Raw genomic sequence first — 19,102 nt, 5'->3', positions numbered from 1 at the left:
CTCAATCCTTCTGGCCAAAAAGCCCGGTCAGGGCGCGCCTGACCAGCGATGTAACGCTCGGGCGGCGATTGTCACCAAAGGGCAGCGGGCGGCAGACCTCCATCGCGGCGACGCCGACCCGCGCGGTCAACGCGCCATTGACCACCCCCTCGCCGAACCGGCGCGACACTTTCGACAGGACCGAACCGCCCGCGACCGACCCGATCAGATCGTCGCCCACGGCCACGGCGCCCGTGGCCACCAGATGGGTCAGCACCGCGCGCGTCAGCCGCCAGGCGCCAAGCGTGCCGGACCGGCCGCCATAGATCTCGGCGATGCGCCGGATCATGCGCAAATTCGCGGTCAGCGCCGCGATCACATCGGCCAGCGCGATGGGAACAAGTGCGGTCACGGTCGCCACCTGCCGGGCGGCGGCCTCCACCTCCCGGCGGGCGGCGGCATCCAGCGGGGCGAGCAGTTCCGCTTCGGTCAGGGCAAAGAGGTTCGCCGCATCGAAGACGTCGTCCCGCCGCCGCGCCAGCGTTTCGCGGCCAAGCCGCAACTCCGGCCGGTCGCGGTAAAGCGCCGTCAGCCTGTCGGAAACCCTGCGCGCGGCGCCCAGATCCCCCGCGGACAGCGCCGCATCGGCCTCCCGTCTGAGGTCATCCAACCTGCCAAGACGCGAAAACGCCGCCGCCTCCTTCAGCGCGATCAGCACCAGCGCCAGCAACACGAGCCCCACCAGAACCGTCGCGGTCCAGCCGAGGATCGGGTTCGCCGCCAAAAGCCCGGTGACGAAGTTCCACGCCGCGATGGACAGCACGAAGCCAAGAAGCGCCAGTGCCGCCGCCCAGAAGAATCGCCCCAGGCGCGACGGGCGGCGCGCGGCCAGGGTCGCCATGGTCTGCATCGCCTGCCCGCTGGCGACCGGCACGCCCGCATCGGGCACCGGCGGCGCCGCCCCCGGCCCGATCTCGGGTGCGTCCTCCAGCTCGATCAGAACGGGGCCCTTGCGATTAACCATCCAACCTGTCCTGCTTTTCTGGTGCAAAAAAATCCCACGGGGCGGGTCCGGCCCGGGGGCAGAGCCCCGTCCCGCGCAAGCCACCGGCGCTCATCTGAGCCTGTCTCCGAGCAGGAACTCCGCCGCGCTGTCCAGCCGGATATGGGGTGGCCCCTCCCCCGGTTTCAATGTCAGCGTCGCGGGCGCAAAGCGCATCACGTCGAAATCACCGTCCAGCCACGCCGCCTGTCCCTGCCGCGCGGGGACCAGAAGCGCATTCGGATCCTCCGGCAGGTCGCCGGGATGGAACGCGGCCTGTTTGCCGCCGTCCAGCAAGGTGCCGCGCACCAGATCGAGGCGCCCGCCATCATGGCTGCGGGTCTCTTCCACCGTGGCGCGCAGGGCGGCAATGGCCATGGCCCGGGTGGCCGCCCCGGCGAAATCGGCGCGATCGCGGGCGTCGCGCACCAGCGCCTCCATGATCGCGGTCAGTTTCGGGTGCTGGGAATGATGCAGATGGTCCGCCTTGGTCGCGGCAAACAGGATCTTGTCCGTGCGCCGCCCCACAAGCGTGCTCAGAAAGCTGTTCCGGCCGGGGCGAAAGGCACGGAGGATCCCGGCCATCGTGCGGCGCAGATCCTCCACCGCGGGCGGGCCAGCATGGATCGCGCCAAGTGCGTCGATCAGCACGATCTGCCGGTCGATCCGGGCAAAATGGTCGCGAAAGAAGGGTTTGACCACCTGCGCCTTGTAGGCCTCGTAACGCCGCGCGAATTCGCGCGCCAGCGAACCGCGCGGGCTGGCCGAGGGCGGCAGGGGCGCAAATGTGAGCGCGGGGCTGCCTTCCAGTTCCCCGGGCAGGAGAAACCGGCCCGGCGTGCAATCGGAGAAACCCGCCGCCCGCGCCGCGGCCAGATAGGCGGTATAGGCGCGCGCCAGCGCCTGCGCCTGCGGCTCGTCCAGCCTGGCGGACGGGTCAAGATCGGCCAGATGCGCCAGGTATTCGGCCCCGCCGGGGCGGCTGCGGGCCTGATCGAGCGCCTGCGCGGCCCAGTCTGCATAGCCCTGATCCAGAAGCGACAGGTCCAGCAGCCATTCACCGGGATAGTCCACGATATCCAGATGGACCGTGCGCGGCCCGGACAGGCCCGAAAGCAGACCGCTTGGCTGCACCCTCAGCGACAGGCGCAGTTCCGACACATGCCGGGTGCTGTCGGGCCAATGCGGCTTGGGGCCGGTCAGGGCCGCCAGATGGGTTTCGAAGTCGAACCGGGGCACCGTATCATCGGGCTGCGGTTGCAGGAACGCGGCCTGAATCCGGCCCGATTGCGCCGCCTCAAGCCCCGGCATCCGCCCGCGATCCAGAAGGTTGGCGACAAGCGAGGTGATGAAAACGGTCTTGCCCGCCCGGCTGAGCCCGGTCACGCCCAACCGGACCACCGGTTCGAAAAAGGTTTCCGACACGGCGCCGGTCACGCTTTCGATCCCCCGGCCCAGAGTGTCCGCTATTGTCCCGATGACCACTGCGCAATCGTCCTTTGCCTGCCTCAGGATCAAAGAATAGTCATCGGCGGGTGCGGTTTACAGGGTTGATTGCGCCCCTCCGCTTTGTCATAGGCGAACCCCATGCCCCGCTATGCCCTGAAACTGGAATATGATGGCGCGCCCTTTGCCGGGTGGCAGCGTCAGGCCGACTGCGCCACGGTGCAGGGCGCGGTCGAGGCGGCGCTGGCCAGGCTGGAGCCGGATGTGCCCACGATTGCCGCCGCCGGGCGCACCGATGCGGGCGTTCACGCCACGGGTCAGGTGGCCCATTGCGACATGGCGCGCGACTGGACGCCCTTTCGCCTGTCGGAGGCGGTGAATTTTCATCTCAAGCCCCTGCCGGTGGCCGTTGTTGCCTGCGCTCGGGTCGATGACGACTGGCATGCCCGGTTTTCGGCCGAGGAGCGGCGCTATCTCTACCGGGTGGTCAACCGCCGGGCACCGCTGACGCTTGAGGCAGGACAGGCCTGGCATGTGCGGGGCAAACTGCGGGCGGACCCGATGCGGGAGGCCGCCCGGCACCTGATCGGGCGTCATGATTTCACGACCTTCCGGGCCACGATCTGTCAGGCCAAAAGCCCGGTCAAGACGCTCGACGCGATCGAGATCACGGAGCTGCCGCTGGATCACGGGGTCGAGTTTCAGTTTCGTCTCAGGGCCCGGTCCTTCCTGCATTCGCAAGTCCGCTCCCTTGTCGGCTCGCTGGAACGCGTGGGCGCGGGCGGCTGGAGCTCCGCCGACATGAAGGCGGCGCTGGAGGCCGCGGACCGCGCCGCCTGCGGGCCGGTCGCACCCCCGTTCGGGCTTTATCTGACGGGGGTCGGCTATGCGTCGGATCCGTTCGCGGAACCTGCCGGATGACCCCCGCCGCGCCGTTCTCAAGGGAGCTGGTCCTGATCGGCGGCGGCCATACTCATGCGCTGGTTCTGCGCAATTGGGGGATGAATCCGGTGCCCGGCACGCGCCTGACGCTGATCAACCCGGGCCCGAGCGCGCCCTATTCCGGCATGCTGCCCGGCCATGTGGCGGGACATTACGACCGGGATGAGCTGCAAATCAATCTGGTGCGGCTGGCACGCTTCGCCGGTGCAAGGCTGATCCTCGGCGCGGCCACCGGGCTCGACCGGAACGCCCGGACCGTCCGCGTGGAGGGCCGGATCGCCCCCATCTCCTACGACATCCTATCGATCGATGTGGGCGTGACCTCGGCCATGCCCGGCCTGCCCGGCTTCGCCAGCTTCGGCGTGCCTGCGAAGCCGCTGGACCGCTTCGCCGATACCTGGGCCCGGTTCTGCGCCGATCCGCCGGCCCGCCCGGAAATTGCCGTGATCGGCGGCGGCGTGGCCGGGGTGGAGCTTGCCATGGCCGCGCAGCATCGGCTGACCGGTCTGGGATGCGCGCCCACGGTCACGATCATCGAGCAGGCCGAGGCGCTTGCCGGGCTCCCCGAAAAAAGCCGCGCGCGGCTGATGGAGGCGCTGAAAACCGCGGGCATCGCCCTGATCGAAGGGGTCGGGGTCACCGAACTTGGCGACGACACACTTCGCCTGTCCGACGGTCGCGCGCTTCGCAGCGACATGACCATCGGCGCGGCGGGCGCCCGGCCCCATGACTGGCTGGCCGATCTGGGCCTTGAGACCGAGGCGGGGTATCTGGTGGTCGACGCGGCCCTTCGCTCGGTCACCGATCCAGCCATCTACGCGGCGGGCGACTGCGCCCATCTTTCCCATGCTCCGCGCCCCAAGGCCGGCGTTTTCGCCGTGCGCGCCGCGCCGGTTCTGGCCCATAACCTGCGGGCCGATCTGACCGGCGGGTCCAGGCGGGCCTTTGCCCCGCAGCGCGACTATCTCAAGCTGATCTCCCTTGGCCGCAAATCCGCCTTGGCCGAGAAACGGGGCATCATGCTGTCCGGCGCGCTGATGTGGCGCTGGAAGGACCGGATCGACCGCGCCTTCATGGCCCGCTTCACCAACCTGCGCCCGATGCCGTCGCCCCCCGTGCCCCGGGGTGCCGCGGACGGCGTGGCCGAGCAGATGCGCGGCCCTGCCCCTTGCGGCGCCTGCGGCGCGAAGCTGGGCCGGACGGCGCTGCAGACGGCCTTGGGCGCGCTGCCGACGGGCCTGCGCGACGATGTGCTGAGCCGCCCGGGCGATGACGCGGCAGTGCTGAACATCGGCGGGCGGACGCTTGTGCTGACCACCGATCATCTGCGCGCGTTCAGCCCCGATCCAGGGCTGCTGGCCCGGGTCGCCGCGGTCCATGCCATGGGTGATGTCTGGGCCATGGGCGCCCGGCCGCAGGCGGCCCTGGCCAGCGTTACCCTGCCGATGATGGTGCCGCGGATGCAGGCGGCCTGGCTGGCCGAAATCATGGCCGAAGCCGGTGCGATCTTCGCCGCCGAGGGGGTGGAGATCGCCGGGGGCCATTCCGCCCAAGGGGCCGAACTGTCGATCGGCTTCACCCTGACCGGTCTGCCCGATGGCCCGCCCGTGACGCTGGCCGGCGCTCAGGATGGCGACGCGCTGGTTCTGACCCGCCCGCTTGGCACCGGCGTGATCCTCGCCGCTGAAATGGCGCAGGCCGCGAAAGGCGCGGATGTGACCACCGCCTGGGCGCAGATGAGTCGCCCGCAAGGCGACGTCGCCGCCCGTATCGGCGCGCTTGCCCATGCGATGACGGATGTCACCGGCTTCGGTTTGGCCGGGCACCTGATCGGTATATGCGACGCCTCGGCCCTCGGCGCCGAAATCGCGCTGGCCGACCTGCCCATGCTGCCGGGTGCCCGGGCGCTTCTGGATGCGGGCCAGCGGGCCAGCCTGCATGCGGAGAACGAGGCCGCCCTTGCCGGGCGGATCAGCGGCGGCGACGGCGCGCGGAAGGCGCTGCTGTTCGACCCACAGACCTCGGGCGGGTTTCTGGCCGCTCTGCCGCCGACCGATGCCGCCACGGCGGTGGCGGAGCTGCGCGCGGCCGGCCATGACGCGGCCGTCATCGGCCGGTTCGGGACCGGCGCGCCACGGATCACCCTGATCTAGGCGCTCGCGATCCATCGGGCGAGCCGGTCCGCCAGGGCTTCGCGCGCCTCCACCGTCAGGCTGTCACTCCGAAACTCCGCCAGCCGTTCCGTGGCGTCGGATCTGCGCGCCCGGGCATAGGCCGGATCGTAATGGCGTTCGATCAATCCTGCGGAAAGCTCCTGCAACCGCCCATGACGGGCCAGCGCGATCCAGCCATCCACCATCTCATGTCCGGCCAGAGGGCGCAGATGATCCAGCCGGGTGATCAGGCGCGGAAGATCGGCGGCATACGTTCCGTAGACATCGGCCAGATAGGCCGCGCGCGCCGGCGCCGGAACGGCAACGACCAGACGCGGCGCGGCCCGCATCGCAGCCCAGAGCGAGGGCGGCAGGCGCAGCTTTCCGATCCGGCTCGATTCCGCCTCCAACAGCAGCGGCCGCGCGGGATCCACTCGGGAGAGCGCCATGGCCAGCGCCGATTCGAACGCCTTTTGCGGGGGCTGCGGCCCCTCCATCTCGCCCAGGATGGAGCCGCGATGCGCCGCCAGGCCTTCCAGATCGACAACCTGCACCCCACGTGCGGCCAGCCGGGCCAGAAGGTCGGTCTTGGCACTGCCGGTATTGCCATCCAGCCGGATCAGCCGCTGCGTCAGGGGCCGGTCGTAGAGCATCTCCACCACCCGCCGCCGATAGCTGCGATATCCGCCGTCCAGAACCTCCACCCGCCATCCGATCTGCCGCAGGATCGTGGCGAAGGAGCCCGAGCGCTGGCCGCCGCGCCAGCAATAGACCAGCGGCTGCCAATCACCGCCCTGCGCCATCAGGGAGTTTTCGATATGGGCGGCGGCGTTCCGCGCCACCAGCGCTGCCCCGATCTTGCGCGCGGCGAAGGGGCTCTGCTGCGCGTAGATCGTGCCGACGCGCGCCCGCTCCGCATCGCTGAGGACGGGCATGTTCACCGCGCCGGGCATGTGATCCTCGGCAAACTCTGCCGGGCTGCGCACGTCGATGATCGCATCGAAGCCAGCGGCCCAATCCATCGTTTCGGCAAATGCCCCGGTGTCGCCCAAGTCGGATCCGCCTTTCCCCAAAGTCCTCTTTGCCTCAAAAAAACAGCGCCATGGCGGGCCCCGGCACCCGTCAACGGGTCCACGCGGCAAATCCGCTCCCGCCGGTCGGGCGCCCCGGACGCGGCGAAACGCGGCGGCGCGGTGTCGTCAGATGTCCTGCCCGTGCATCTTGCGGAACCGCTGGATCAGGCTGGAAGTGTCCCACCGCCCGCCGCCAAGCTGCTGCACCTCGGCATAGAACTGGTCCACCAGCGCGGTGACCGGCAGGCTCACGCCCATCTCCTTGCCCTGGGCCAGCGCGATCCCCAGATCCTTGCGCATCCAGTCGACGGCAAAACCGTGATCGAACTCATTGTCCACCATCGTGCCGGCCCGGTTGGCCAATTGCCACGAACCGCCCGCGCCCTGCGACACCAGATCGGCCACTTTCTTTGCGTCCAGCCCGGCCTGCATGGCAAAGAACAGACCCTCGGAAATGCTCTGGATCGCACCGGCGATGCAGACCTGATTGATCATCTTGGTCAACTGGCCCGCCCCGACATCGCCGAAATGCACAATCGCCTTGGCATAGGCATCGATCACCGGTTCGGCCGCCGCGAAATGCGTCTGCTCGCCGCCGCACATGATCGCCAGTTGCCCGTTTTCGGCCCCGGCCTGCCCGCCAGAGACCGGCGCGTCGACCCAGCCCACCCCCTGTTCCGCGGCCTGCGCCGCCAGTTCCCGGGTGACCGTTGCCGATACGGTCGTGTGATCCACGAAAACCGATCCCCGCGCCATGCTGGCAAGCGCCCCGTCCGCGCCCATCACGACGGCGCGCAGATCATCGTCATTGCCGACGCAGGACATCACGAACTCCGCGCCCGCCACCGCCTCGCGCGGGGTCGCCGCGAAATCGCCGCCATGCTCCGCCGCCCAGGCTTCGGCCTTGGCGGTTGTCCGGTTGTAGACGGTTACCTCATGGCCTGCGTTCCGCAGATGCCCGGCCATCGGATAGCCCATGACCCCCAGACCCAAAAACGCCAGTTTTGCCATTTCATCCCTCCGCTTGACGATCCCTTGCGCGCAGACCTAGCAGCGCGCGATCCCGCCGACCAGACGGCCGGGGCCGGTTCAGGGCGTCCGGCCTTCGAATTGTGCCAGCGCCACGCCTTCGGCCTCCAGCGCCGCGCGGACCGAACGGGCGATCTCCACCGCTTCGGGCGTGTCGCCATGCAGGCAGATCGTGTCGATCGCCGCCGGGATCTCCTTGCCGCTTCCTGTGATGATCGCGCCGGCCTTGACCATAGCGGCAACGCGTGGCCCGGCCACGCCCGCATCATGGATTACCGCGCCGGGCCGGGAGCGATCGACAAGCGTCGCATCGTCGTTATAGGCGCGGTCCGCGAAAATCTCGCCAGCCCAGGCGCAGCCAAGGGCGCGCGTCGCCTCTTCCTGCGCGGTGGCGGTCAGCACCATGATGATCAGGTCAGGGTCCACCGAAAGCGCCGCGTCGTAGCAGACCCGCGCCAGTTCGGCATCCTCCGAGGTCATGTTACCGAGCGCCCCGTGCAGTTTCAGATGCCGGACCCTGCCGCCGGCGGCGCGCGCCATGGCCTGCGCCGCGCCAAGCTGGAACCGGACAAAATTGGCCAGTGTCCTGTGGGGCAGATGCATCCGCCGGCGTCCGAACCCCTGCAGGTCGGGAAAACCCGGATGCGCGCCGATCCCGACGCCGTTTTCCACCGCCAGCGCCATGGTTTCCGCCATCACGTCGGGGTCGCCCGCATGGGCACCGCAGGCGATATTGGCCGAGGTGATGATCTGCAGCAGCTCGGCATCCCGGCCCATGACCCAGGGGCCGAAGCTTTCGCCCATATCCGCGTTCAGATCGACAGTCAGGCTCATTGATGCTCCTCCTCATGGCCGGAAATGGCTCCGTCGGCCAAGTGATAGCTCAACAGATCGGGGATGTCGCGCGGGTCGCGCACAAGCGGGCGCACATTGGAACGGAGCGCGTTGCGCGCGGCCAGATCGGCGCGTTCCGCCGCCAGACCTTCGTCGGGCGTGATGAAGTCAAGGCTGAGCGGGGCGCCGGGCGGGGTCTGCGCCGCGCGCGGCAGATCGGCCGGCAGAACCGTCGCGATCCGCGGGTAGCCGCCCATGGTCTGGCATTCCGCCATCAGGATCACCGGCACCCCGTCGCCGGTGATCTGGATATCCCCCGGCACGATGACTTCGGAGACCACGGTAAGACCGCCTTCCAGCGCGAACCCCTCGCCGTCCATCGCAAGGCGCAGCGCCATGCGGTTCGAGCGCGGATCGCGCTGAAACGCGGTCGCTTCCAGCCGGGCGCGGGTGTCTTCGTCGAAAAAGCCGGTCTGGACCGATGGCAAGATCCGCAACCGACCGCCCGAAAAGCGATCGGCCACATCCAGCACCATGCCGGTCGCGCCCTGCCTGTCGGTGCCGACGGGCAGATGCGTGCCCCCCTCGACCGGGCCGCCCAGCCCCGCGTTCAGCTGCGCCGCGCGCGCGCCCAGTCTGACATCGGTGTCGAACCCGCCGCCCACATGCAGATAGCCGACCGCGCCTTCGATCACGCCGCCGATGGACAGTCTGCTGCCCGCGGGCATGTGGTGGCTGGCATTCCAGATCAACGGCGCGCCGTCGAGCGTGGCCTTCATCGGCGCGCCGGTAAGGGCGATGCGAAGGGGCGCATCGGCCTCGAACTCTCCGCCCATGCCGACCATTTCAAGGACGGCAAGCTCGGGCGCCTGACCGAGGAGCGCGGCGCCTTCGTAAAGTGCCAGCCGGTCCATCGCCCCGCCCCGCGAAAGGCCCTGCGCCAGATGACCGGGGCGGCCAAGATCCTGCACGGTGACACCGGGCCCCGCGCGGTGGACGATCAGTGCGGTCATGAGATCACCTCGACCTCGGCGCCACCGTCCAGCACATCGGCATCGCCCATCATGCGCTCCACATGGGCGCGGTCGGTGGCGACGAACTGCACCTCGTCACCGGGGTTCAGGGGGAAGGCCGGGTCGCTGTCGGGGCGGAAATTCTCGAACGCGGTCTGACCGATATGCCGCCAGCCCGTGGGCGACGGCCGGGAGAAGAGCACGCATTGCCGGATGGCCTGGATCATCGCGCCGGCGGGCACCATGGGGTTCAGCTCAGTCCGCCGTGGCAGGTTCCAGTTTTCCGGAAGCTCGCCCAGATAGGGCTGCCCCGGCGCGAAGCCAAGCGCCATGACCCGCAGCCGGGCGGTGGAAAGCTCCCTGATCGCCTCCGCTTCGGACAGGCCCGCCGCCGTAGCCGCCTCGGACAGTTCGGGGGCCAGATCGGTGCCGTAGACGGTCGGCACGCGGAACAGGCGCCGCCCCTCAGGCAGGGGTGCCTCGTACCAGTCCTGCCGGGACACCAGATCGCTCAGCCGGGACACCAGATCCGCGTGATCGGCGGCCAGCGGGTCGATGCGCAGAAAGACCGACACCAGCGAGGGGGCGGTTTCCTCCACCCCCGGCCATGGGTCCCGTTCCAGGGCCGCCCGAAACGCAAGCGCCGCCCGGTTGGCAGGTTCGCTGAACGCATCCGCGAAGCTGACCAGCAGCCCGGTCAGGCCGAGGGATCGGATGACCGGCCATGAGCCGGATGCGGAAACGGGGGCGGATGTCATGGTGCAAGCAAGTCCTGAATTGGCGCGGCGCTCCCCCGTGATAACGCGGGTGCGCAAAGGTGCCAATGGGGGGTCAGCCCTCGCCCTCGGCCAGGGTCAGAGTGACCCGATCGCCGGCAAACCAGGTGCGGCCGTATTCCACCGGGCGGCCTTCCGGATCGACGCTCAGCCCGACTGTGCGCAGGATTGGCGCGCCCGGCTGCAGATGCAGATGCCCGGCCTGCGTGGGCGAGGCGGCAAGCGCCGTAAGCTGGGTCCAGCTGCGGGTGTAATCCATCAGCCCCTCGGCCCGGAACGCCGCGGTGACCGAGCCGGTACGGGCCAGATGGGTGAGTAGATCCGGGAACCGTTCGGCCGGGAAGACGGCGCGCGACACTGCAATGGGCTGATCGTCGGCGAAAGACACGCCTTCGGAGACATGCACCGGATCGCCGGGTTTCAGGCCAAGTGCGTCGGCCTCCCGCGCGTCGGCGGCGCGGGTCGCACGGTGCAACGACCGGCGGCGCGGCTCCCGGCCGGCGGCAATCAGGTTCTGGTGGAACCGCACACGCTTGCCGATCGGATAATAGGTGGGCTGGTGCGTCACGAAAACGCCCGCGCCGCGCCGTGCATGCACCGTGCCGATCTCGGCCAGGGCCGCAAGGGCCCGGCGCACCGTGTGGCGGTTCACGCCGAACCGTGCGGCCAGTTCCGCCTCGGTCGGCAGCTTGTCGCCGGGCGCGTAGCGGCCCGCGCCGATCTCCCCCGTCAGGGTGTCCCGTATCGATGTCCAAAGCGCGGTGCGGCCCATGTCGGTATCCGTTTGTCATCAAAGTTTCACGGAGCCCGGGCTTGCGCGACTCGCGGGCTGGGCGTAACAATTTGTCTAGTTGTATATAAATATGGACAACTCCGCAAGATGTCTGAGATAGACGCGAACACAGACCGCAAGGCCCGACTGTCGACCCTGGCGCAGGCCCCGGCGGCGCGGCTCGCCGCTCTTTGGCAGGCCTTTGGCAGGACGCCCGAGCATGAGACGCTGCGCCCGCCGGAGATCGGAACCGTGATGGTGCGGGGCCGGGCCGGCGCGGTCGGGGCGCCCTTCAATCTGGGTGAAATGAGCGTGACACGCTGTTCCATCCGGCTGAGCGACGGCGCCGTCGGCCATGGATATGTGCAAGGCCGCGACAAGCAGGCGGCGCGCACGGCGGCGTTGATCGACGCGCTGGCCGAGGCCGGCGAGGCCGAAGCGCTGGAGGCCGCGATCCTGCGCCCGCTGCGCGACGAGGCGGCCGCCAAGCGGACCGCGCGCGCCGCCCGCGCCGCCGCGACGAAGGTGGAGTTCTTCACGATGGTACGGGGAGAGGGATGATGTCGGCACCGACCCAAAGCGATGCGATGACCGGCGGGTTCGAAGCGCCCGCCTTCGACGCGGCCTTCGCGTTTCGCGCGGTCTTGCAGGCCATGGCCCGCCCCGGGCGGATCGAAACCGTCAGCAGAGCCGCACCGCCCGCCCCGATCTCTGCGGCGGCCGGTGCCGTGATCCTGACGCTCTGCGATCCGGAGACCGGCGTCTATCTGGCACCCGGCCATGACACGGAGGCCGCGCGCGCCTGGATCACATTCCATACCGGTGCGCCCTTTGTCGGCGCCGAAGCCGCGATGTTCGCCCTTGGCACATGGGACGCGCTGGCGCCGCTGTCGGCTTATGCAATCGGCACCCCGGAGTATCCCGACCGCTCGGCAACGCTGATCGTGGAGCGCGACGACCTGCGCGCCGATGGCACCGTACTGAGCGGGCCGGGGATCAGGGACCGGGCCTGTCTGAACCTGCCGGAGATCGCCGCGTTCCGGGCAAACCGGGCGCGGTTCCCGCTTGGCTTCGACTGTATCTTCACCGCAGGCGCTCAACTGGCCGCCCTGCCCCGATCCACCCACGTGACGGAGGCGATCTGATGTATGTGGCGGTAAAAGGCGGCGAGCGCGCCATCGACAATGCCCATGCCTGGCTGGCCGAAGAGCGGCGCGGCGACCGGACCGTCGCCGAGATGTCGGTGGCGCAGATCCGCGAACAACTGAGCCTTGCGGTAAACCGTGTGATGGCCGAGGGTTCGCTTTACGACCCCGATCTGGCAGCGCTGGCGATCAAACAGGCGCGCGGCGACATGATCGAGGCGGTTTTCCTGATCCGCGCCTATCGCACCACCCTGCCGCGCTTTGGCGCATCCGAGCCGATCGATACGGGCGCGATGACCTGCGACCGGCGGATCAGCGCCACGTTCAAGGATGCCCCGGGCGGCCAGATACTGGGCCCGACCTTCGATTACACCCACCGGCTGATCGATTTCGCGCTGGCCGCCGAGGGAGACGCGTCCGACGCACCACAGACCACCCCGCAAACGGACAAGACGCCCCATATCACCGGGTTTCTGGCCCGCGAAGACCTGATCCAGACGGAACCCGCAGGCACCGAAACACCGCGTGACCTGACCCGGGAGCCGCTTGATTTTCCCGCCGATCGCCCGCTGAAGCTTCAGGCGCTGACCCGTGGCGATGAAGGTTTCGTGCTGTCGATGGCCTATTCCACGCAGCGCGGCTATGGCCGCAATCACCCCTTCGTCGGCGAACTGCGCGTGGGCCAGCTACCCGTGGAGATGGAGATCCCCGAACTGGGGTTCGCCATCGAGCTTGGGGAGATCACGGTCACCGAATGCGAAACGGTGAACCAGTTCACCGGCTCGAAAACCGAGCCGCCGCAATTCACCCGCGGCTACGGGCTGGTCTTCGGCCATACGGAGCGCAAGGCGATTTCCATGGCGCTGGTGGATCGGGCCATGCGCTGGCAGGAACTGGGCGAGGACAATGTCGGCGCGCCCGCACAGGACGAGGAGTTCGTGCTCAGCCATTCGGACAATGTGCAGGCCACGGGCTTTCTTGAGCACATCAAGCTGCCGCATTACGTCGACTTCCAGTCGGAGCTGGAACTGATCCGCCGGTTGAGAGCCGAGGCCATGGCCACCCGTGCGCAGGAGGCGGCGGAATGACCGCTGTCGCCCGCTACCGCGACTTGGGCACGCCGCGCGGCATGGACCTGCGCGCCGCGCGCCGCGCGTCGCTCATCCGTTGCGGGCCCAGATTGGGTTCGTGCCTGTCGCGAACCAGACTCCGCCAAGCCGCTACGGCGATGATCATCAGCGCAAGCGCCAACAGGCTGCCGAAACCCCAGATGACCCATTCCATTGAAAATCCTCCCGGAGCGTGCCGTGTCTGACTGCAAGTTGGCATATCTCCAAGGACAGACCAAGCAGATCATCCATCTCGCGATCACGGGCGGCGGGCAGGTCCCGGCCACATGCGTGACGCCCGATGACACGCTCAAGGCAATCGGGCGCAGGGCCGATAAGACCCACGCGGCGCCATTCCGCAAGCTCTTCGAGCCAATGGACAGATGCGGCCGTGACGGGAAGGACGGCCACCGGCCACCGGAAGGCCGCGGAAGGACCGTGTTCGGCCTATCAGCCGCGGCGGCGCAAGGCCCGGCTTTCGCGATCGGCGCGGAAGATCAGCGCGAAAAGCGGGCCGAACACCCGGATCAGCCAGATGCCCACCAAGCTCATCACGCCGGCAAAGATAATCCCGTAAAGATGCTCAGAGATCCATTCCATCTCATTCTCCCTCAGATCACGGCCGTTCAGCATGACCGACTATAACTTCGCATATCTCGATGAACAGACAAAACGCATGATCCGCCGCGCGCTTCTGAAAGGCGTCGCGATCCCCGGCTATCAGGTGCCCTTCGCCTCCCGCGAGATGCCGATGCCCTATGGCTGGGGCACGGGCGGCGTTCAGGTCTCGGCCGCCTGCCTGACGCCCGATGACCGGTTCAAGGTGATCGATCAGGGGGCCGACGACACCACCAACGCCGTCTCGATCCGCAAGTTCTTCGAAAAAACCGCAGGGGTGGCGGTGACCGAGAAGACGACTGAGGCCACCGTCATCCAGACCCGGCACCGGATCCCGGAGACCTTGCTGGGCGAGGAGCAGATCCTTGTCTATCAGGTGCCGATCCCGGAACCGCTCAGGTTTCTGGAACCGCGGGAGACCGAGACGCGGAAAATGCACGCGCTTGAGGAATACGGGCTGATGCATGTGAAGCTTTACGAGGACATCGCCCGGCATGGCGAGATCGCGACCGCCTACGCCTACCCCGTGAAGGTGGAGGAGCGCTATGTGATGGACCCGTCGCCGATCCCGAAATTCGACAACCCCAAGCTGGAAAGCGCAGCCCTGCAACTGTTCGGCGCCGGACGGGAACAGCGGATCTATGCGGTGCCGCCCTATACCAGGGTCGTGAGCCTCGATTTCGACGACCACCCGTTCGATCCCTCGAAGGCCGATCATCCCTGCGCGCTTTGCGGGGCCGAGGACAGCTATCTCGACGAGGTGATCGTCAATGATACCGGCGGGCGGATGTTCGTCTGCTCTGACACCGATTTCTGCGCCGGCCGGCGAGAGGATGCCGCATGACCGGACAAGTGATCTTCCTGACCGATGCCGAAGGCATGATCGACCCGGGCGTCGCTGTGACGGACCGGGCGCTGAGCGCCAAGGCGTGGGAAACGGCGTGCACCGCACAAGGGCGCATCGTCGGTGCGGTGGACCGGGCTTTGTTCGACGCCCCCGCCGACGGCGATATCCCGATCGTGGCTCATAGTGGCGTGGGTGCGCCGCTGCGGCATCATCTTCCGGATGTCGGGATCAACCACGCCGAAGGCCGGCCCCACGGCGGCGGGTGCCGGTTCACCTTCGCCCCCAACCTGACCTCGACGCCGACCGATTGGAGAGCGATATGACACCGCTTCTGGATGTTCGCAGCCTGACCAAGACCTATGGGTCCCGCACCGGCTGCGCCGATGTGTCCTTCACGCTTTACCCCGGCGAGGTCATGGGGATCGTGGGGGAAAGCGGATCCGGCAAATCGACCTTGCTGAACTGTCTGGCCGGGCATCTGGAGCCGGACCGGGGCGAGGTGTTCTTCGACACGCGCACCGACGGGCCGCGCGACACGCTGCGGATGTCGGAGCCGGAACGGCGGATGCTGGGCCGCACCGACTGGGCCTTTGTGCATCAGAATCCGCGCGACGGGCTCAGGATGCGGATCAGCGCGGGCGGCAATGTGGGCGAACGGCTGATGGCCGTGGGCGCACGCCATTACGCAGAGATCCGGACCGCCGCCGAGGATTGGCTGGACCGGGTCGAGATCAGCACGAACCGGATCGACGACCGCCCGGCGGCCTTTTCCGGCGGCATGCAGCAACGGCTTCAGATCGCCCGCAACCTGGTCACCGGGCCGCGGCTGGTGTTCATGGATGAGCCCACCGGAGGGCTGGATGTTTCGGTGCAGGCGCGCCTTCTGGATCTGTTGCGCGGACTGGTCCGGCGCATGGGCCTCTCGGCGATCGTGGTCACCCATGATCTGGCGGTGGTGCGTCTGCTGGCCGACCGGTTGATGGTGATGAAGGACGGCCATGTGGTCGAAACCGGGCTGACCGACCAGGTGCTGGACGATCCGCAACACGGGTATACGCAGCTGCTTGTCAGCTCGGTTCTGCAGGTATGAGAGGACAGGGAATGATCGAGGTTCAGGGGCTTGGCAAATCATTCACGCTGCACAATCAGGGCAGTGCGGTGATCCCGGTTCTGGAAGGCGCAAGCTTCACGGTGGCACCCGGCGAATGCGTGGCACTGACCGGCGCGTCGGGGGCGGGGAAATCCACGGTCATGCGCATTCTCTACGGGAATTATCTGGCGCAGGCGGGTCAGGTGCTGATCGGCGGGGTCGACCTGACGGCGGCCGAGCCGCGCGAGATACTGGCGCTGCGCCGCGAAACACTTGGTTATGTCAGCCAGTTCCTGCGCGTGGTTCCGCGCGTACCGACGCTGGAGGTGGTGGCCGAGCCCTGTCTGGCCATCGGCATGGAGGAAGGCGCAGCGCTTGACCGGGCGCGCGGCCTGCTGGCGCGGCTGAACATCCCCGAACGGCTTTGGGCCCTGTCGCCCACCACGTTTTCGGGTGGCGAACAGCAGCGGGTGAACATCGCCCGCGGCTTCGCCCACACCTACCCCGCGCTGCTGCTGGACGAGCCGACCGCCAGCCTCGATCCGCAGAACCGGGAGGTGGTTCTGAGCCTCGTCGAAGAGGCCAAGGCCCGCGGCACCGCGATTGTCGGCATCTTCCACGACGCCCCGGCGCGCGACCGGCTGGCCAACCGCGAAATCGATGTCAGCGCCTTCACCCCGGCACGGGCTGCATGACACAGGGGCGCTTCATCGCGGTGGTCGGCCCCTCCGGTGTCGGCAAGGACAGCGTGATGGAGGCGCTCTGCCACGCGCGGCCCGGTCTGCACCGGGTGCGCCGGGTGATCACCCGTGCGGCAGAGGCGGGCGGCGAAGACTATGAGGCCGTCAGCGCGGAAACCTTTGCCCGGCGCGCAAGGGCGGGCGCCTTCGTGCTGCATTGGCAGGCCCATGGCCTGAGCTACGGGATCCCGGCCCAGATACGCAACGATCTCGACGCCGGTCGCGATGTGCTGGCCAACCTGTCGCGCGGCAAGCTGGAGGATGCGGCAGCCGCGTTCGCACGGGTTCATGTGCTGGCGATCAGCGCCGATCCGGAGGTTCTGGCCGACCGGCTTTCGGCCCGCGGGCGCGAGACACCGGAGGACATCGCCGCAAGGCTCGCACGCGCTGCGCCACCCATGCCGCAGGGCGTGCGGGTCACCCAGATCGACAACAGCGGCGCGCTGGAGGCGAGCGTCGCCGCCGCGCTGGCCGCACTTTACCCGGCAAGGGTGTAACGGTGGATCAGATGAAACCGGCCATCCTGCGCCTCGCCCATCAGGGCCAGTGTATCGACCCCGAAGGGGCGCGGCAGCACCGGCGCGAAATGCGCTGTCAGGCGGCCTGCCAGCGCTTCGGCCTCTGCCTCGGCGAAATGCCCGCTCAATGTCAGGTGGAACCGGAACTCCTCCATCACATAGGGATAACCCCAAGCCTCCAGCAATGCATCCTGCCGCCGGCTGAGGCCCGATTTGCGCCGCCGGGCCAGTTCCGCCTCGCCCGGCGGGGCGCGGAACCTGTCGAGCCCCCGGACGACGGCCGCCGCCAGATCGGCCAACCCCGCCGACGGCCGCTCGGGCACCGCGGCCACGAACCCGCCCAGACGTCGGATGACAAGACCGGGAAGCTGCACCGGCGAAAGGCTGGCCAGCAAGGCCTCCGCGGCAGTTTCCAGTTCGGCGCGGCTCGTCCCCTCCGCCAGACGGAAGGGCGGCTTGATCGTGCCGTGGAAGCCGTATTTGCGAGGTGTCGCCGTGATCTCTTCCGGCGTGGCGGGCAGGCCGTCCAGCACGGGATGCGCACGTTCCGCGCCGGCCTCCGCATCCCATCCCAGCCAGGCCGCTCCGGCCTGATAAAAAGCGCCTTGCGGCAGCATGTAAATCGCGTATCGGGTGAATTCGCTCATAACCTTGGCCCCTGCGCCGAATACCGGAGGCCCCGGCCATGCCAGACAACCTGACCCTTGCCAATGCGACACTGGTTCTGCCGAGCGAAACTCTCACTGGCAGCCTGTATATCGAAAAGGGCGAGATCGTCGATATCGACACCGGCACCGCCGTGCCCAAAGGGGCGACGGATTGCGGGGGCGACATTCTGGCCCCCGGCCTGATCGAGTTGCATACCGATAATCTGGAGCGCCATCTGCGCCCCCGGCCGCGCGTGAACTGGCCCCATAAGGCCGCGATCGTCGCCCATGACGCGGAGCTTGCCTCGACCGGGATCACCACTGTGTTCGACGCGATCCGCGTGGGCTCAATCGAGGGCAAGGGCGCCACGGGCTGGCAACGCTACGCCCGCACCATGGCCGATGAAATCCTTGCCATGCGGGCCGAAGGCGCCTTGAAAATCAGCCATCATTTGCATCTCAGGGCCGAAATCTGCTCGGAAACGCTTCTGGAGGAACTGGCCGGGTTCGGCCCCGACGACCGGGTCGGCATCCTCAGCCTGATGGATCACACGCCGGGCCAGAGGCAGTTTGCCGATCTCAGCCAGTATGAAACCTACATGCGTGGCAAACACGGGCTGAGCCAGGAGGATTTCGACACCCATGTGGAGGCGCGCGTGGCCCTTGGCGCACGTGTCGGGCCGGCCCATGAGATCGCGGCGGTGGAGGCCGCACAACGCTTTGGCGCGGTGCTGGCCAGTCATGACGACACGACCGCCCAACATGTCCGCGTTTCGGCGAGCCACGGCATTCAGCTTGCGGAGTTCCCGACCACGCTGGAGGCCGCCAAAGCCTGCCATCAGCACGGGATCGCCGTGATGATGGGCGCGCCGAACCTGATCCGCGGCGGGTCTCACTCCGGCAATGTCGCCGCCGAAACGCTGGCCGAAACCGGACTTCTGGATATTCTGTCCTCGGACTATGTGCCCGCCGCGCTGCTTTACGCAGCTGTGAAACTGGGCGCGATCTGGGATGATCTGGCCCGCGCGATGGCCACCGTCACATCGGCCCCGGCGAAGGCCGCGGGGCTGGTGGACCGGGGCGCGATCGCACCCGGCATGCGCGCCGATCTCGTCCGCTTCGCCCGGGTGGGCGAGGTGCCGGTACTGCACGGGGTCTGGTCGAACGGTATCCGTGTCGCCTGAGGGCGGCGACCCGTCTCTTGTGCTGCGCCATGCAGGTCGGGCACAGAATGTCCGGAACCCCGGCAATTCGACGGATACTCGTAGCCAGGCTTGACGTTTCACCGGATATCCCGAAACCTGCAGCGGATGTCCAGCCGCAAGAGAG

The 19,102-nt window shown here is 68.2% G+C and carries 22 protein-coding genes; 11 read left to right on the top strand and 11 right to left on the bottom strand.

Annotated elements, in window-relative coordinates; genetic code table 11:
• Position 1 precedes the first annotated feature (1 nt).
• Both ACQ651_RS01365 and ACQ651_RS01360 read right to left on the bottom strand, forming a co-directional pair.
• On the bottom strand, positions 2–1,003 hold the full coding sequence (locus ACQ651_RS01365) for a YcjF family protein (protein ID WP_430447962.1): 1,002 nt from the start codon (positions 1,001–1,003) through the stop codon (positions 2–4).
• A gap of 90 nt (positions 1,004–1,093) precedes the next feature.
• On the bottom strand, positions 1,094–2,506 hold the full coding sequence (locus ACQ651_RS01360) for a YcjX family protein (RefSeq protein ID WP_430447960.1): 1,413 nt from the start codon (positions 2,504–2,506) through the stop codon (positions 1,094–1,096).
• A 102-nt stretch (positions 2,507–2,608) separates the two neighbouring features.
• Between ACQ651_RS01360 and truA the strand changes: the two genes are divergently transcribed.
• A complete protein-coding gene (truA, locus tag ACQ651_RS01355) occupies positions 2,609–3,388 on the top strand; it encodes a tRNA pseudouridine(38-40) synthase TruA (protein WP_430447959.1) in 780 nt (259 codons plus the stop codon).
• Positions 3,385–5,562 carry a selenide, water dikinase SelD gene (selD, locus tag ACQ651_RS01350; protein WP_430447957.1) on the top strand — a complete coding sequence of 726 codons (2,178 nt, stop codon included), beginning with the start codon at positions 3,385–3,387 and terminating at the stop codon, positions 5,560–5,562. Before truA ends, selD begins: the two co-directional genes overlap by 4 nt.
• Here selD and mnmH read toward each other — a convergent pair.
• The 6 genes from mnmH to phnF form a co-directional block, all read right to left on the bottom strand.
• Positions 5,559–6,584 carry a tRNA 2-selenouridine(34) synthase MnmH gene (gene mnmH, locus ACQ651_RS01345; RefSeq protein ID WP_430450293.1) on the bottom strand — a complete coding sequence of 342 codons (1,026 nt, stop codon included), beginning with the start codon at positions 6,582–6,584 and terminating at the stop codon, positions 5,559–5,561. The two genes, selD and mnmH, sit on opposite strands and share 4 nt — an antisense overlap.
• 177 nt (positions 6,585–6,761) lie before the next feature.
• Positions 6,762–7,646, bottom strand: a complete 885-nt coding sequence (locus tag ACQ651_RS01340; RefSeq protein ID WP_430447955.1) for an NAD(P)-dependent oxidoreductase — start codon at positions 7,644–7,646, stop codon at positions 6,762–6,764.
• A gap of 78 nt (positions 7,647–7,724) precedes the next feature.
• Positions 7,725–8,498: a LamB/YcsF family protein gene (locus tag ACQ651_RS01335; RefSeq protein ID WP_227284202.1), complete on the bottom strand. Its 774-nt coding sequence runs from the start codon at positions 8,496–8,498 to the stop codon at positions 7,725–7,727.
• Entirely contained in the window at positions 8,495–9,511 is a 1,017-nt protein-coding gene (locus tag ACQ651_RS01330) for a biotin-dependent carboxyltransferase family protein (RefSeq protein ID WP_430447953.1), read from the bottom strand. Before ACQ651_RS01330 ends, ACQ651_RS01335 begins: the two co-directional genes overlap by 4 nt.
• The gene (locus ACQ651_RS01325) at positions 9,508–10,269 is read right to left on the bottom strand and encodes a 5-oxoprolinase subunit B family protein (protein WP_227284204.1); all 762 of its coding nucleotides are present in this window, start codon (positions 10,267–10,269) and stop codon (positions 9,508–9,510) included. Before ACQ651_RS01325 ends, ACQ651_RS01330 begins: the two co-directional genes overlap by 4 nt.
• A gap of 73 nt (positions 10,270–10,342) precedes the next feature.
• Positions 10,343–11,059: a phosphonate metabolism transcriptional regulator PhnF gene (gene phnF, locus ACQ651_RS01320; RefSeq protein ID WP_227284205.1), complete on the bottom strand. Its 717-nt coding sequence runs from the start codon at positions 11,057–11,059 to the stop codon at positions 10,343–10,345.
• Positions 11,060–11,167: 108 nt separating this feature from the next.
• Here phnF and phnG point away from each other — a divergent pair, with 108 nt between their 5' ends.
• From phnG to ACQ651_RS01305, 3 genes are read left to right on the top strand one after another with little or no spacing between them, the layout of a single operon-like run.
• Positions 11,168–11,620 (top strand): phosphonate C-P lyase system protein PhnG, encoded by a 453-nt coding sequence (gene phnG / locus ACQ651_RS01315; RefSeq protein ID WP_430447951.1) that lies wholly within the window; start codon positions 11,168–11,170, stop codon positions 11,618–11,620.
• Complete coding sequence (gene phnH, locus ACQ651_RS01310; protein WP_227284207.1) at positions 11,620–12,204, top strand: phosphonate C-P lyase system protein PhnH; 585 nt, start codon at positions 11,620–11,622, stop codon at positions 12,202–12,204. Before phnG ends, phnH begins: the two co-directional genes overlap by 1 nt.
• Positions 12,204–13,292: a carbon-phosphorus lyase complex subunit PhnI gene (locus ACQ651_RS01305; protein ID WP_430447949.1), complete on the top strand. Its 1,089-nt coding sequence runs from the start codon at positions 12,204–12,206 to the stop codon at positions 13,290–13,292. The genes phnH and ACQ651_RS01305 overlap by 1 nt, the downstream gene beginning before the upstream one ends.
• A 13-nt stretch (positions 13,293–13,305) precedes the next feature.
• Here ACQ651_RS01305 and ACQ651_RS01300 read toward each other — a convergent pair whose 3' ends face one another.
• Together ACQ651_RS01300 and ACQ651_RS01295 are read right to left on the bottom strand one after the other, a co-directional pair.
• Positions 13,306–13,488, bottom strand: coding sequence for a hypothetical protein (locus tag ACQ651_RS01300; RefSeq protein ID WP_430447947.1), 183 nt, complete (start codon positions 13,486–13,488; stop codon positions 13,306–13,308).
• A gap of 275 nt (positions 13,489–13,763) precedes the next feature.
• Positions 13,764–13,913: a hypothetical protein gene (locus tag ACQ651_RS01295; RefSeq protein ID WP_227284210.1), complete on the bottom strand. Its 150-nt coding sequence runs from the start codon at positions 13,911–13,913 to the stop codon at positions 13,764–13,766.
• Positions 13,914–13,944: 31 nt separating this feature from the next.
• Between ACQ651_RS01295 and ACQ651_RS01290 the strand changes: the two genes are divergently transcribed.
• From ACQ651_RS01290 to phnN, 5 genes are read left to right on the top strand one after another with little or no spacing between them, the layout of a single operon-like run.
• A complete protein-coding gene (locus tag ACQ651_RS01290; RefSeq protein WP_430447946.1) occupies positions 13,945–14,775 on the top strand; it encodes an alpha-D-ribose 1-methylphosphonate 5-phosphate C-P-lyase PhnJ in 831 nt (276 codons plus the stop codon).
• Positions 14,772–15,101: a hypothetical protein gene (locus tag ACQ651_RS01285; RefSeq protein WP_430447945.1), complete on the top strand. Its 330-nt coding sequence runs from the start codon at positions 14,772–14,774 to the stop codon at positions 15,099–15,101. Before ACQ651_RS01290 ends, ACQ651_RS01285 begins: the two co-directional genes overlap by 4 nt.
• Positions 15,098–15,868, top strand: coding sequence for a phosphonate C-P lyase system protein PhnK (gene phnK / locus ACQ651_RS01280; protein WP_227284213.1), 771 nt, complete (start codon positions 15,098–15,100; stop codon positions 15,866–15,868). Before ACQ651_RS01285 ends, phnK begins: the two co-directional genes overlap by 4 nt.
• A gap of 11 nt (positions 15,869–15,879) precedes the next feature.
• Positions 15,880–16,563: a phosphonate C-P lyase system protein PhnL gene (phnL, locus tag ACQ651_RS01275; RefSeq protein WP_227284214.1), complete on the top strand. Its 684-nt coding sequence runs from the start codon at positions 15,880–15,882 to the stop codon at positions 16,561–16,563.
• Positions 16,560–17,105 carry a phosphonate metabolism protein/1,5-bisphosphokinase (PRPP-forming) PhnN gene (phnN, locus tag ACQ651_RS01270; protein ID WP_375550477.1) on the top strand — a complete coding sequence of 182 codons (546 nt, stop codon included), beginning with the start codon at positions 16,560–16,562 and terminating at the stop codon, positions 17,103–17,105. Before phnL ends, phnN begins: the two co-directional genes overlap by 4 nt.
• On the opposite strand, the gene ACQ651_RS01265 is transcribed toward phnN, so the two are convergent.
• A complete protein-coding gene (locus ACQ651_RS01265) occupies positions 17,087–17,773 on the bottom strand; it encodes a DUF1045 domain-containing protein (protein ID WP_430447944.1) in 687 nt (228 codons plus the stop codon). The genes phnN and ACQ651_RS01265 overlap by 19 nt on opposite strands.
• A 38-nt stretch (positions 17,774–17,811) precedes the next feature.
• Between ACQ651_RS01265 and ACQ651_RS01260 the strand changes: the two genes are divergently transcribed.
• Positions 17,812–18,957, top strand: a complete 1,146-nt coding sequence (locus ACQ651_RS01260; RefSeq protein ID WP_430447942.1) for an alpha-D-ribose 1-methylphosphonate 5-triphosphate diphosphatase — start codon at positions 17,812–17,814, stop codon at positions 18,955–18,957.
• The last annotated feature ends 145 nt before the right edge of the window (positions 18,958–19,102 follow it).

It is taken from the genome of Rhodophyticola sp. (genome assembly GCF_965284195.1).
Classification (GTDB): Bacteria; Pseudomonadota; Alphaproteobacteria; order Rhodobacterales; family Rhodobacteraceae; genus Rhodophyticola.
This window is presented reverse-complemented; position numbering and strand designations above follow the sequence as displayed.

What these genes read in the sequence shown, in the direction of transcription:
- ACQ651_RS01365 (WP_430447962.1), bottom strand. Translation starts at nt 1,003, where the DNA reads ATGGTTAATCGCAAGGGCCCCGTTCTGATCGAGCTGGAGGACGCACCC.
- truA (WP_430447959.1), top strand. Translation starts at nt 2,609, where the DNA reads ATGCCCCGCTATGCCCTGAAACTGGAATATGATGGCGCGCCCTTTGCC.
- selD (WP_430447957.1), top strand. Translation starts at nt 3,385, where the DNA reads ATGACCCCCGCCGCGCCGTTCTCAAGGGAGCTGGTCCTGATCGGCGGC.
- mnmH (WP_430450293.1), bottom strand. Translation starts at nt 6,584, where the DNA reads ATGGATTGGGCCGCTGGCTTCGATGCGATCATCGACGTGCGCAGCCCG.
- ACQ651_RS01340 (WP_430447955.1), bottom strand. Translation starts at nt 7,646, where the DNA reads ATGGCAAAACTGGCGTTTTTGGGTCTGGGGGTCATGGGCTATCCGATG.
- ACQ651_RS01335 (WP_227284202.1), bottom strand. Translation starts at nt 8,498, where the DNA reads ATGAGCCTGACTGTCGATCTGAACGCGGATATGGGCGAAAGCTTCGGC.
- ACQ651_RS01330 (WP_430447953.1), bottom strand. Translation starts at nt 9,511, where the DNA reads ATGACCGCACTGATCGTCCACCGCGCGGGGCCCGGTGTCACCGTGCAG.
- ACQ651_RS01325 (WP_227284204.1), bottom strand. Translation starts at nt 10,269, where the DNA reads ATGACATCCGCCCCCGTTTCCGCATCCGGCTCATGGCCGGTCATCCGA.
- phnF (WP_227284205.1), bottom strand. Translation starts at nt 11,059, where the DNA reads ATGGGCCGCACCGCGCTTTGGACATCGATACGGGACACCCTGACGGGG.
- phnG (WP_430447951.1), top strand. Translation starts at nt 11,168, where the DNA reads ATGTCTGAGATAGACGCGAACACAGACCGCAAGGCCCGACTGTCGACC.
- phnH (WP_227284207.1), top strand. Translation starts at nt 11,620, where the DNA reads ATGTCGGCACCGACCCAAAGCGATGCGATGACCGGCGGGTTCGAAGCG.
- ACQ651_RS01305 (WP_430447949.1), top strand. Translation starts at nt 12,204, where the DNA reads ATGTATGTGGCGGTAAAAGGCGGCGAGCGCGCCATCGACAATGCCCAT.
- ACQ651_RS01300 (WP_430447947.1), bottom strand. Translation starts at nt 13,488, where the DNA reads ATGGAATGGGTCATCTGGGGTTTCGGCAGCCTGTTGGCGCTTGCGCTG.
- ACQ651_RS01295 (WP_227284210.1), bottom strand. Translation starts at nt 13,913, where the DNA reads ATGGAATGGATCTCTGAGCATCTTTACGGGATTATCTTTGCCGGCGTG.
- ACQ651_RS01290 (WP_430447946.1), top strand. Translation starts at nt 13,945, where the DNA reads ATGACCGACTATAACTTCGCATATCTCGATGAACAGACAAAACGCATG.
- ACQ651_RS01285 (WP_430447945.1), top strand. Translation starts at nt 14,772, where the DNA reads ATGACCGGACAAGTGATCTTCCTGACCGATGCCGAAGGCATGATCGAC.
- phnK (WP_227284213.1), top strand. Translation starts at nt 15,098, where the DNA reads ATGACACCGCTTCTGGATGTTCGCAGCCTGACCAAGACCTATGGGTCC.
- phnL (WP_227284214.1), top strand. Translation starts at nt 15,880, where the DNA reads ATGATCGAGGTTCAGGGGCTTGGCAAATCATTCACGCTGCACAATCAG.
- phnN (WP_375550477.1), top strand. Translation starts at nt 16,560, where the DNA reads ATGACACAGGGGCGCTTCATCGCGGTGGTCGGCCCCTCCGGTGTCGGC.
- ACQ651_RS01265 (WP_430447944.1), bottom strand. Translation starts at nt 17,773, where the DNA reads ATGAGCGAATTCACCCGATACGCGATTTACATGCTGCCGCAAGGCGCT.
- ACQ651_RS01260 (WP_430447942.1), top strand. Translation starts at nt 17,812, where the DNA reads ATGCCAGACAACCTGACCCTTGCCAATGCGACACTGGTTCTGCCGAGC.